Annotated in this window: 10 protein-coding genes and 1 pseudogene; 5 read left to right on the top strand and 6 right to left on the bottom strand. The window is 59.2% G+C overall.

Annotation, left to right across the window (positions count from 1 at the left end):
- Positions 1 to 44: 44 nt before the first annotated feature.
- The 3 genes from aroB to ACMV18_RS11705 are packed head-to-tail and all read left to right on the top strand — an operon-like array spanning position 45 to position 3,352.
- On the top strand, positions 45 to 1,169 hold the full coding sequence (gene aroB / locus ACMV18_RS11715; RefSeq protein WP_420817998.1) for a 3-dehydroquinate synthase: 1,125 nt from the start codon (positions 45 to 47) through the stop codon (positions 1,167 to 1,169).
- Positions 1,170 to 1,184: 15 nt separating this feature from the next.
- Entirely contained in the window at positions 1,185 to 2,312 is a 1,128-nt protein-coding gene (locus ACMV18_RS11710) for a deoxyguanosinetriphosphate triphosphohydrolase (protein WP_420817997.1), read from the top strand.
- A gap of 2 nt (positions 2,313 to 2,314) precedes the next feature.
- Positions 2,315 to 3,352 (top strand): glycosyltransferase, encoded by a 1,038-nt coding sequence (locus ACMV18_RS11705; RefSeq protein ID WP_420817996.1) that lies wholly within the window; start codon positions 2,315 to 2,317, stop codon positions 3,350 to 3,352.
- Positions 3,353 to 3,367: 15 nt separating this feature from the next.
- On the opposite strand, the gene ACMV18_RS11700 is transcribed toward ACMV18_RS11705, so the two are convergent.
- The 6 genes from ACMV18_RS11700 to ACMV18_RS11675 all read right to left on the bottom strand — a co-directional run bounded on the left by ACMV18_RS11700 (position 3,368) and on the right by ACMV18_RS11675 (position 10,738).
- Positions 3,368 to 4,111: an NTP transferase domain-containing protein gene (locus ACMV18_RS11700; RefSeq protein WP_420817995.1), complete on the bottom strand. Its 744-nt coding sequence runs from the start codon at positions 4,109 to 4,111 to the stop codon at positions 3,368 to 3,370.
- Positions 4,108 to 4,728, bottom strand: a complete 621-nt coding sequence (locus ACMV18_RS11695) for an HAD family hydrolase (RefSeq protein WP_420817994.1) — start codon at positions 4,726 to 4,728, stop codon at positions 4,108 to 4,110. Before ACMV18_RS11695 ends, ACMV18_RS11700 begins: the two co-directional genes overlap by 4 nt.
- A 17-nt stretch (positions 4,729 to 4,745) precedes the next feature.
- The gene (locus ACMV18_RS11690; RefSeq protein WP_420817993.1) at positions 4,746 to 5,972 is read right to left on the bottom strand and encodes a 2-phospho-L-lactate transferase CofD family protein; all 1,227 of its coding nucleotides are present in this window, start codon (positions 5,970 to 5,972) and stop codon (positions 4,746 to 4,748) included.
- 16 nt (positions 5,973 to 5,988) lie between these two features.
- A complete protein-coding gene (locus tag ACMV18_RS11685) occupies positions 5,989 to 7,176 on the bottom strand; it encodes a glycosyltransferase family protein (protein WP_420817992.1) in 1,188 nt (395 codons plus the stop codon).
- Between the two features lie 122 nt (positions 7,177 to 7,298).
- Positions 7,299 to 8,771, bottom strand: coding sequence for a hypothetical protein (locus ACMV18_RS11680; protein WP_420817991.1), 1,473 nt, complete (start codon positions 8,769 to 8,771; stop codon positions 7,299 to 7,301).
- The gene (locus tag ACMV18_RS11675) at positions 8,768 to 10,738 is read right to left on the bottom strand and encodes a tetratricopeptide repeat protein (protein WP_420817990.1); all 1,971 of its coding nucleotides are present in this window, start codon (positions 10,736 to 10,738) and stop codon (positions 8,768 to 8,770) included. The genes ACMV18_RS11680 and ACMV18_RS11675 overlap by 4 nt, the downstream gene beginning before the upstream one ends.
- Before the next feature lie 383 nt (positions 10,739 to 11,121).
- Between ACMV18_RS11675 and ACMV18_RS11670 the strand changes: the two genes are divergently transcribed.
- Together ACMV18_RS11670 and ACMV18_RS11665 are read left to right on the top strand one after the other, a co-directional pair.
- Positions 11,122 to 11,985, top strand: a complete 864-nt coding sequence (locus ACMV18_RS11670) for a flagellin domain-containing protein (protein ID WP_420817989.1) — start codon at positions 11,122 to 11,124, stop codon at positions 11,983 to 11,985.
- A 232-nt stretch (positions 11,986 to 12,217) separates the two neighbouring features.
- A pseudogene (locus ACMV18_RS11665) lies at positions 12,218 to 12,489 on the top strand (flagellin FliC); the annotation flags it as partial.

Genomic DNA, 12,489 nt, shown 5'->3' with positions numbered 1-12,489 from the left:
CGAAGTTCGGGGCGCCACGCCTCTCTTTCAGCGACGGTCTTTTCATGGCATCGACTCCCCTCTCTCCCGCGACAGCTCCCAGCGCCGGCCACACCACGGTCGCCATCGATCTGGGTGATCGCAGCTACGACATTCTGATCGGTGAGGGGCTGCTGCAAGAGGCCGCGACCTTCGCTGGCCTGCCCAAATCATCCAAGGGTCTGATTGTCACCAACACCACAGTTGGCCCGCTGTACACAGCGCGTCTGCGTGAAGCCATTGCGCCCTTGCACAAGGAAGTGCTGGACGTTGAACTGCCCGACGGTGAACAGTACAAAGACTGGCCCGCGCTGAACCAGATCTTCACGAAACTGCTGGAAGAAGCCGCCGACCGCAAGACCGTGCTGTACGCACTGGGCGGCGGTGTCATCGGCGACATGACGGGCTTTGCGGCCGCTTGCTACATGCGCGGCGTGCCCTTTGTGCAAGTCCCCACCACGCTGCTGGCCCAGGTGGACTCGAGCGTGGGTGGTAAGACCGCCATCAACCATCCCGCCGGCAAGAACATGATCGGGGCGTTTTATCAGCCTCAACGGGTGATTTGCGACCTGGTCACACTCGATACCCTGCCCCAGCGCGAACTGCTGGCCGGCTTGGCAGAAGTCATCAAGTACGGCCCCATCGCCGATGCCGAGTTCCTGACCTGGCTGGAAGCCAATATGGACAAGCTCTTGGCCCGCGATCGCCAAGCGTTGAAGCACGCCATCAAACGCTCTTGCGAAATCAAGGCATGGGTGGTGGGTCAAGACGAGAAAGAGTCGGGCTTGCGCGCCATCTTGAACTACGGCCACACGTTTGGGCACGCCAGCGAGGCCGGCCTGGGTTATGGCGAGTGGTTGCACGGTGAAGCCGTCGGCTGTGGCATGGTCATGGCTGCAGACCTGTCTGCACGTCTGGGATTGATCGATGACGCCACGGCGGCACGCATCACCGCCCTGATTGAGCGCACCGGCCTGCCCACCAAGGGCCCCGATCTCGGCGCCGACCGCTATCTGGAATTGATGCAGGTCGACAAGAAGGCCGAGGGCGGCGAAATTCGCTTCGTGGTGATCGGGCCGCTGGGACAAGCCGGCATGCGCCCAGCACCCGAGACTGTGGTGCGCGACGTGATCGCCGCACACACCTGCTGAATCAGTCAAACGCCCATGACACTCGCTCCCTTCGCCAGCCATTCAGCGCAGACAAGGGGGCGACGCTTCCCTGAGTCACCCGCCCCCACGCGCAGCGACTTTCAGCGCGATCGTGACCGGATCGTGCACTGCACGGCCTTCCGCAGATTGGTTTACAAGACGCAGGTCTTTCTGAACCACGAGGGCGATCTGTTTCGGACACGGCTGACCCACTCTTTGGAAGTGGCGCAGCTCGGCCGCTCCATCGCACGCTCACTGGGCCTCAACGAGGACCTGGTTGAGGCCGTTGCACTGGCTCACGATCTGGGCCATACGCCATTTGGGCACGCTGGTCAGGATGTCCTCAACGAATGCATGCATGCCCACGGCGGGTTTGAGCACAACCTTCAGTCGCTGCGTGTAGTGGATGAACTGGAAGAGCGCTACCCCGCCTACAACGGCCTCAATCTGGCGTTCGAAACGCGAGAAGGCATCCTCAAGCACTGCTCTCGCAAGCACGCCGAGATGTTGGAAGCCCGTGAGCCTGGCGGCGTGGGCCGACGCTTTCTGGATGGCACGCAACCCAGCCTCGAAGCACAGTTGTGCAACCTGGCCGATGAAATCGCCTACAACGCGCACGACATCGATGACGGGGTGCGATCAGGCCTGATCACGATGACGCAGCTGGAAGCCGTACCCTTGTTCACCCGATTCCGGGATGAGGCATTGTCTGAGTATCCCGACCTCCAGGGGCGCCGATTGCTGTTTGACACCATCCGTCGCATGCTCTCACAACAGGTCTACGATGTGATTGACGCCACCCGCGCCAACCTCGATCAACATCGCCCCACATCGGCCGACGAGGCGCGCCAGTGCCCGCCCCTTGTGCGTTTCAGTCAGCCCATGCGCGAAGCCAGTACCGCTCTGAAGCGTTTCCTGTTCAAAGAGCTGTATCGCCATCCGCAGGTGAATGACACCACCGCCAAAGCCAAGCAAGTACTGTCGGAACTGTTTGCGGCCTATGTCGATCAACCATCGGCCATGCGCGATGACTTCGCCCGCCGGGACGACTTGCACCGTGCTGTGGCGGACTACATCGCTGGCATGACAGATCGCTTTGCCGTGCGCGAGCATGAGCGGCTCACCGGGCGCAAGGTGTTTTGACGATGACCACCAAACAAGGTCGCTTCAAGACGGCACTGGTGATGATTGCCCGCAATGAGGCGCGTCTCATCTCAGCCGTGCTGCACAGCATGAAGCCATGGGTGGATGAGATGATCGTGCTCGACACCGGGTCCACCGATGACACCGTCGTGCTCGCCCAGACGGCAGGCGCTCGCGTGGCCCACTTCACTTGGGTCAACGACTTTTCGGCCGCACGCAATGCCGCACTGGAGCTGAGCGACGCAGACTGGCACATCGTCGTGGATGCCGACGAAGTACTTCAGCACGGTGGCGAACAATTGCTGGCCCTGCGTGACCTGCAACCCGACTTTGTGGGACGTGTGGAGGTGTGCAGCGCCTATGGCACCAACGACACACCTGGGGCAGCAGCGCAAGAAGCATCCAGTTGGCTGCCCCGTGTGCTGCCCCGAGGGGTGCACTTTGAGGGCCGGATACACGAACAACCCTCATCGACACTGCCCAAGCGCAATCTGCCCATCCGGTTCAAGCACGACGGTTACTTGCCGGAGCAGATGCGCACCAAGGGTGACCGCAACCGCCAGTTACTGGAACTGGCCGTGCAGCAAGCCCCTCTCAACGCCTATTTGCACTACCAGTTGGGCAAGGACCATGAGGTGCATGACCGGTTTGAACCGGCTTTGCAGGCCTACAACCAGGCCCTATCGTTGCTGGGCCCGGAGACAAGCCGTGAACCCAGCTGGCGTCACGATCTGATGCTGCGAAGGCTCTTCACACTCAAGGCCTTGGGCCATCTGTCTGAAGCGGTGCAATACGCCGAGACAGAAATGCCCACCTGGCCTGATTCGCCCGACTTCTATTTCGTCTTGGGCGACGTGTTGCTGGATTTCGTCGTGGCCCATCCGGAGCAAGCCGGGCACTTGGTGCCGATGATTCGACAAGCTTGGGAGCGCTGCCTGGAGATTGGCGAGAACCCATCGCTAGAGGGCGCTGTGCATGGACGAGGCAGCGTGCTCGCCCGTCAGAACCTCAGCTTGCTGGATCAGCTACTGGGACGCTGACGCTCCTTTGCGGTCTCACAAGTAATCGCGAATGTCGCTCAGGCTGTTGAGTGATACCAGATCCATTTCGGTGGCCACGGGAATGGCCTCAACCTTGTAGCCCTTCGCCACCAAGTGACCAATCAGGTACAGGAAGCCATGCTCACCGGTGTGGCCGCCCCACTTGCCTGGCAGTTCGTCTTGCAGCAACGACATGACGGCCTCCTTGCGAAACAGGAAGAGCCCCATCTCACGCTCGCCATGCGCTTGCTTCTCACTACCGGCCTCGCGCGTTTCGACAACGCCCCTCACCTGCCCCTGCGCGTCGCGCGTGACAATGGTGTAAGGATCGTCAACGACCCGCGTCACGAAGGTGAAATCATTGTCATGGGCCCGATGCACGCGCACCATCTCACCGATCGTCTCTGCCTGCACAAAAGGGATATCACCCCAGACCAGAATCACGTGCTCGGTCTGGGCGTAGGCGGGTGAGTCCTTGAAGAAAGACACCGCATGCCCCATGCCCCGAGGCTCAGGCTGCACCACGAGGTGTGCCGCATATCCCCCCGACTGAAGGCTGGCGGCCACGTCCGCTTGACCACCAGGACTGACCACCACCGTGGGCTGCGGATCATGGGGCTTCAACACATCCAGCAAGCGCCAGAGAATGGGTTTGCCCTGAATGGGGTACAGCGTCTTGGGATACGGCAAGCCTGCACGCGTGCCGCGGCCCGCCGCCACAATCAACGCCCCGATCTTGTCGCGCGGTGTCTCGCTCATCTCAGATCCTTCAACAACGCAGCCCACGTGTCGGCTTCGATTTGGATCGTGGCCAGGCCCGCTTGATGGGCTGCTGTCAGCCCGGCAGGCGAGTCTTCAAACACCAGCGCGCGATCGGCGGACACGCCTGCCACGGCCAGCGCTTTCAGAAAGCCCTCAGGTGACGGCTTGGCTTGTGCCACGTCATCCGCGCAAATCAAGGGATTGAAGAAATCGGTGTAGCCCAACTTGCCCAATCCCAGTGCGACAGTACCTCGGGAGCCCGACGTGACCATGGCCAATCGATGGGTACGCGCAACCTGCTGAAGAAAGTCATCCGCACCCGGCAGGGCCTGCAGGTGCTGGGCCATGAGGCTGCGCACCAAGCTCTGTTTGGCCTGAACCAGTGACTGAACCTCATCCTCACGCAAAGGCACGCCACTACGCTCAGCGCAGAACCGCACCGCATCTGCGGTCTTCAGTCCTGCAATGTCTGGATAGTGAACGGCAATGCCTTTGCCCGACAGCGCTTGCGTGAATGCCTGAGCATGCAAAGGCGAGGTGTCCGCGATCGTGCCATCGAAGTCAAAGATCAGCAGTTGCTTGGACTGCAGCAGACGCATCAAGGCCGAGGACATGTCACCTCACCAGCGCATCAATGCATGCCACCGAACGGAACGGTGCGCTCATCATGCAAGCTCATCACGAGTTGCGTGACCTTGTCACCATCATGTCGCCCCTTGGCATTGAGGTTCTCGAACACATCCACGATGCGACGCACTGGCACGTCCTGGAAGCCAGCCTCGTCGTAGTCAACGTAGTTCTCGCCCTCGCCAGACTGGTTGACGAGCACGCAATCGAACAGCTCGTGCATGCCGTAAAAGCGCGCATCCGACAGGTTGAGATACTTGTGCGCACCTTTGATGTAGTCGGACGCATGGTACGAAGGTGTCTCGTAGTCGGCGCCGATGTTGGTCACGAAGACCTTCAGCGCATGCTTGTTGTCTGCGATGTTGCGCGCAATGCCCGAAGACATGTAAGTGGGGTACAGCGATGAGTGCTGCGTGCCTGCCGCGTAAATGATGATGTCGGCTTGTTGCAGGGCCAGCTCGACCTTGGGCGATGCCGGCACACGGCAGTGGTGCCGCTCCAGGTAATAGCGCTTCTCTGCGGCCGACAGCGTCTCGAAGCGGGCCTTGTCCAATGACTCATCGAGCAGGTAGACGCGCTCCACACGCACGCTGGAACGCAGCTCGACAATCTCGGCCTCGCTGTAAAGGATCTCACCGTTTTCGCGCAAGGCGACCAGCTTCTTGTCCTCGATGCTGGTGGGCAGAACCGTCCCCTTGAGCTTGAACAAGCGATCGATGAACAGCGTGGCCAACTCAATGTTGCGCTGGAAGACCAGGAACGCACCGGCATAGATGCAGTTCATGATTGAGCAGTCTGCAAACTTCAGTTGCTCACCCCGGATCTTTTCGATCACGTTCAGCCCGGCCAGGAACTCACTGACGAACGAGCGCAGCGCTGACCGAATCTTGGCCTGCTGAAATTGGATGTGCAGCAGCTTGTCGGTTTCCCCGCTGGCAAAGGCGTTGAGCTGCGCCAGAACGGTTTCCCGCTGCGCATCATCAGGAAAACGGTAGCTGAAGACTTCGCAGTTGGCCGCGTAGTCCGGATCATCCTCTGGCAGCATCAACTCCTGCACCTTGCGGAGATCGGACGGGCCCAGCATGCCGAAGAACTTGCGGATTTCGCCCGTCGACTTGCCATCGTCATAAGCATTCACGATTGACGTGACATGCAGACCTTGCCGACGCAGCAGCGCGGGAATCAAAGTTCCGGCACCCCGCCCACCGTTGATGACGACCACGTTCAACATACGAAACTCCGCATCCTCAATTGAACAAGCGCGTGCCTTGCGACAAGGTGATCCAGTGCGCTGCACGTGCAGACCAACTGTGTGCCGTCAGCACATCAGCACGAGGCACATTCATCCGGGGCTTGGGATCCAGAATGCCATGCGCCTCCACAAGCTCACCCAGGTTGGGCTTGTTCGCGTTGTAAGTCACCACCAAATCTGATGGCAGCTGAGCCTCGGGCAAGGCTTCGTTGGTATTGGTCAGTGACACAGCGCCCAATGCACAGGCTGTGTACACGCGATCATGAACACCGGCCTCCCAGTTGGGATCGAAGTTCAACAACCCACGGTAATGCGGCATGAGTTTGGCAATGTCCTGGTGCTTGACTTGACCAAAATAACGGAAGCCGTCGATGTCACCGAGCAACTCCTTCCAGCCGAACCCGAAGAAATCCACGGCGTGGCCCGCCAGACTCTTCATGGCTTCGATGCGCTTGTTGCGCTTGATCCATGAGTCAACGGCGATGATGAGCGAGAGATTCGACAAGGCCTCTTTTGCATTCCAGCCAAAGTGCTCACACAAGGTCAGCGCCGGAATTTGCTTGGCATCCGCCGCGAAGAGGCGGTCTGTCAGCTCATCACGACGCTGCGCAACGCCAACGTTGAAGCGCGCGAACAGGTCCGCCAGTGACTCGTGAGCGGGACTGAACCCCAGTTCACTGCCCACCGTCCCCACCACGCACAGCTTGTTCTGCGTTTCGGCTTGCTCAACGGGAGTATTGAGTTGAGAGAAATGCCCAAACGGCATGTAATCCCAGCGCACACCCAGGCTGGGGCCCAGCCACTGCGCATAGCCTCGCTCGGGTGACGCAAAGCCCAGTCGGTGGTCGGCCTGTGCTGCAACGATGTACTCGGACATGGCCGGCACGCGTGCCATGTCATAAATGATGGCATCCAGGAAGTACATGGTGACCGGCCCATTGGTGCACTCCCAAAGGCGCTTGTTGCCTACCCGGCAAGACAGTGGGGGGCTACCCAAGGACATGATCCCGGAGATCATGTCTGGTGACATGCGAGCCATCTTCTCGGCATCGCGTGGCAGGCAACATGCGACCGCATGCAAACCCTGGCAACTCAAACCAAATGCAATGCGCTCGGCCACGCTTTCAACCACATTCAGAGGGTGGTCAAAAGCCACGACAAGATAGACAGGGTTGGTGCTCATGTGAAGACCCACAGACAAAAGGCTGCAATGCGCTCACATTAGCGGACCTGACACATGACCGATCTCGGAAACAAACCGTTGAATCAACGCCTATTGGACCCGACCCGCAACCGCCGAGGCGATCACATCAAGTCAAGGTCTTCTGGCAATCCAAAGTCTGCTCGCTTGACCCGTGCATGCGTGCGCTCCTGGAGCGTCGTCTCCACTTTGGTCAGAACCAGTCGCATGTAGGACGCGGACTCGGCCTGGCAAGGCTGCATGCGTTCATCCAGGTAGCTCATGCTGCCCACATTGAATCGGTGCTCAAGCCAATCCATGTGCCAGAACCAATCCGTGTAGTGCAGCCACGAGCGCTCATTGAAGGCACGCACATTCTCGGGATCCTGCCAGGCAGCCTTTGCCTTTTCATGCGGCACATCCACCAGGAGTTGCCCCCCTACCTTGAGCAGGGTCAGGCAGTTGCTCATCAACTGTCGAATGTCTCGTGTCTTGGCCAGTACACCACTGGCCTTGATGACCGACACCGATTCAGGCGCCAGTTGCACAGGTCCGGCATAGCTGGTCTCAAAGTACAAAGGCCAGTCAATCTGCTCACTGAGATCCAACAAGGCATCGGGCTGTGTCGAGACGGTGCGATCCAGATTCAGAACACCCGGAATGTACTCGTCCCCGGCACTCAGATTGATCCCCTCAGGCGACCAGGCCTCTTGGGGGCGTCTCGCCTGATGGGTCGGACCATACCCGGCAGCAAATGCCAGCACATCTGCGTAGGCCTCGATCGGATCGAACGTCTTGAAGTTGTCGAGCTGACGCTGTGCAGCTTCGTAATAAGCCGGGGTGCCAAACACCTCGGAAAAGAACGGCACCAGCGTGTCGCCATTGACCCAGAAGACACTGTCCTCATAGGCAGGGTGCGGCCCCGACATCGGCAGTCGCTCCGACACCAGAGGTGTCCCCAGCGACAGACAGAGCGATGCACGCGCCTGCTCGAATCGACTGGATTCGTAAAAGTGCGCATTGAAGACGCATTTGGCCTGCTGAATGAACACATCCCGCTCGGGCCCATACAGCGGTGCATCAAACATCGCGACACGGGCACCGGTCGATTCAATCTGATCCAGCATCACCTTGCGCCGCTCGTTGAGGCTGCCGATGAACAGCACATCGATCGGGCGATCGGCCAGCGGAATCAGGTCAGCTCGCTGAAGATACGGCGCATGCAGGATAGGGACAATTGGCACATCGTCCACATGAGGCGTGTAAGCCGGCACATTGCGCTCGTCATAGTCCACGACGGCAGACGAACCCAGCAGAGACATGTAGTCTGACGTGACGTTGGCACCGCCCGCCCCCAATTGCTCCAGGTTCACGAAGATGCAGGTATAGCGCTGGCGCAAGCCCGGATCAAATCCAAGGTGCGCCCCAAAGATCACATTGACCGCATCATGGCGCAAGCGATTCTTCGCCAGTGTGACCTCAGCACCCATGCGTCGAAACTGGTGCCTAAAGTACCGTGCCTGGTCAAGGAAGCCCAGCGAGTGAATGTAGCCTGCTGGCTGAACAATGCACACATGGATCGTCGGCAGTGTCGTCATGCTGGTTCTTTCTCTGCGGGCAATGGTGCGGGTGGCAGCCCTTGGTCCGATCGCGCAACCATACGCTGAATCAATTGCCCGAGGTCTACAGCAAAGCGTGAGCTGTCAAACAAGGGTGCACTGTCACGCGCATCCAGCAAAGCCTGTCGCATGGCCATGCGAAGCGCCGTTTCTTGCGCCAAAGCCACGGCCTTGTTTTCGTACTCCGTGAAGTTCTGGCAAATGAGTTCCGGCAACCCCACCGCAGACAGCAAGCTACCTGCCACACGTGAGGCAAAGGTCTGCCCCATGAGGCTCACAACTGGCACCCCCGACCACAAGGTGTCACTGGTCGTGGTGTGACCACCGCAAGGGAAGGTATCGAGCGCCAAGTCAGCCAAGGCAATGCGTTGCCGATGGCGGTCAATCTGTTCGAAATCAGCAAAGTACAGGCGATCCGGCGAAATGCCACGTCGCGCGGCTTCCAACCTCAAGCGCTGACGCACAGCCTCATCCGGCACCAGCAACCACAAGACCCCTGCAGGCACCCGCTGCAAGATGCGACACCACGCATCAAACAATTCACGCGTGATCTTGTACGACTGGTTAAAGCAAGCCATCACGACGGCATCTGGCGGCAAGCCACACTCCTGCCGTGTGCGCGCCACGTCACGATGTCGGCTACTGTCATTGGGCTGATAGCAAATCGGCATTTGCGCGATGTGCTCGGTGTACGCCGACTGAGACGACAACGGGGTCACCATCGGATCTCCGATGATGTAGTCAATGAACGGGGCGCCGCAGGTGCCCGGGTAGCCCAGCCATGCAACCTGCACCGGCGCGGGGCGGAAGGCAAACGTCGCCAGGCGCGTGTCCTGCGTAAAGCCCTTCAATTCAAACAGCACGTCGATGCCATCTGCTCGAATGCGGTCGGCCTGCTCTCTCGGCAGCATCTTGGCGCACTCTACAAAGTGATCTGCTGAAGCCACCACACGCCGACGAAGCGCACTCCCATCATCCGGACCGTGCGAATACAGGAAGACCTCAAACTTCTGCTTATCCAATCGCTCCAGCACCTCGACCAAGAGCATGCTGGTTGCGTGGTGATGGAAGTCGCATGACACCATGCCGACCTTGATCCGAGCCTGCGTATCCCGCTTGGGATAGTGACCTGGGTCCTGCGGATGGATATGACGATAGCGCCTCATGTCCCACATCGCCATCCATTTCTGCAGTTCCGGATCATCCGAAATGGACAGAAGACAGAACGGACTGATGGGTTCTGAGACGGACGCTTCCGTCAGCAAATCCATGGTGTCTGCCAACCGACCTTTGTCGTGATCCACCATGTCCCAGTCACATGCCCACGCGCTGTAGTGCACCGCATACATGGCCACGTCCAAGGCTGTGGGATCCAGAACGGACAATGTTCTGAAGCACTCTGCAGCTTGCGCGTGCTGGCGCAATTTCATGAGGCTGAAGCCCAACTGGCTGTAGGCCTCCTTGTCGTCGTGCTTGATCTGCAGCGCATTCAAGAAATGCGAAATCGCCTCTTGATGCTTACCCATCTCGGCCAAACAAGCCCCGGTCAAAACATGGTGCCGCTCATCTCGCGTCACATCCGGTGGCAGTGCATTCAACACTGCCAGTGCCTCAGCCGGATCTCTTTGATCTCGATATAGCTGAACCAGCAAATGGTTGGTCACCAGGTTCTTTGCATCCAGGTCCAATGACGTACGTGCGGCATCCATCGCTTCCGTGCGCTGCCCCAGCTTGTTCAATGCATGAGCCAGATTCAGCCAGTACAACGCATCGCGGGGTTCTAGCTTCACAGCCTCTTTGAATGAGGCACATGCTTTGAGCCACTGCCCTGACTTCTTGTAAGCAAGGCCATCGCTCCACAACTGATGTGCGCGCTTCGCATTCGAAGTTGATGCAGAAACACCCCCCCTTGAATGAGGGATCAAGTTTCGCGAAGCACGCGCCATGTCATTTCTCCTTCAAGTGTGCGATCGAGTGACCGATAAGGGGTTGCCGGTTCAGTCAGTGATCCGCGCCCTGCCAACTCTAGGTGACTGGTGTTTCAGCAAGGCTCGAATAAGACAGGCAAAGCCGGCACAGATTGCGACGCACCACATTTGCAAAAGTTGTCAAGCACCAGCCCTAAAGTTTTCGTGAGGTGCTCCCGATAACAGGTTCAACGAGCTAGCAAATGCGTGTTCGTGGTCCGGTTAGCCGGCCAATGGCTCAACAAGGCAAACGCCATTGATCCCTGAGGTTGACTAACGCCGGATGGCCATCAGGCCGCTCGCGTCTGCTTGATGAATGTCCGGCTGTCGCCGGTTAGTGATCGACCCAAAGGAGTTTTACCATGGCATCCACTGTCAACACCAACCTGGTTTCGCTCAACGCACAGCGCAACCTCTCTACCTCTCAATCTTCGCTGTCCACTTCCATGCAGCGCCTGTCTTCGGGTCTGCGTGTGAACTCCGCCAAGGACGACGCCGCCGGTCTGGCCATCTCTGAGCGCATGAATGCTCAGGTCAAGGGCATGAACGTCGCTGTTCGCAACGCCAACGACGGCATCTCGCTGGCTCAAACTGCTGAAGGCGCTCTGGCCAAGGTTGGCGACGCGCTGCAACGTATGCGTGAACTGGCTGTGCAAGCCCGTAACGCCACCAACAGCAGCAGCGACCGCGACTCCCTGGACAAGGAATTCGGCGAACTGGCCAAGGAAATCCAGCGTGTTGTGGGTGGCACCACCTTCAACGGCAAGCACGTCATCGGCAGCGATGCCGGCACCCTGACTTTCCAAGTTGGCGCCAACACCACCTCCGATGACACCATCGACCTGGTGACCACCAACATGGGCAGCGCTGCCACCCTGACCTCTGTGGCTGGCACCGACAACACTGGCTCCGGTCGTGCCGTGATCGACAGCTCGGCCACCGCAGGTGTGATCGCTACCGTGATCGACAACATCGACAAGGCCATCGACATGGTCAACGGTGAGCGCGCCACGATGGGTGCTTCGCAAAACCGCTTCGACGCCGTGATCTCAAACCTGCAGGTTTCGGTGGAGAACCAATCCGCCGCCAAGGCTCGCATCACCGATGCAGACTTCGCCACAGAAACTGCGAACCTGTCTCGAGCACAGATCCTGCAACAAGCTGGCAACGCGATGGTCGCTCAGGCCAACCAACTGCCACAGCAAGTGCTGAAGCTGCTGAGCTGATCAGTCAGCCGACAAAGAAGGCCCCGCCCCGGCGGGGCTTTTTTATTGATCAGCCGAGATTTGACCGCCATTTCAGCCCCTTATTGCGGTTTTGCCCGTCGAACGCCTTGCCGACAATCACTCCAACAGGTTTCAAACCGTAGGACCTGTGGTCCGGCTCAGGGTCGGGTGTTGAACACAACACCGCAGGCGCTTCCGCCGGGAGTCACCGGCTTCTTGTGGAGTGTTCGAAATGGCACAAACGATCAACACCAATCTGGTTTCGCTCAATGCGCAGCGCAACCTCAATACGTCCCAGTCATCCCTGTCGACCGCCATGCAGCGCCTGTCCTCTGGCCTGCGCGTCAACTCGGCCAAGGATGATGCGGCCGGTCTGGCCATCGCTGAGCGCATGACTTCGCAGGTGCGCGGCATGTCGGTGGCATCGCGCAATGCCAACGATGCCATTTCCATGGCGCAGACGGCTGAAGGCGCTCTGGGCAAGGTCGGCGAGTCGCTGCAGCG

Source organism: Aquabacterium sp., from assembly GCF_048860245.1.
GTDB lineage: Bacteria > Pseudomonadota > Gammaproteobacteria > Burkholderiales > Burkholderiaceae_C > Aquabacterium.
This window is presented reverse-complemented; position numbering and strand designations above follow the sequence as displayed.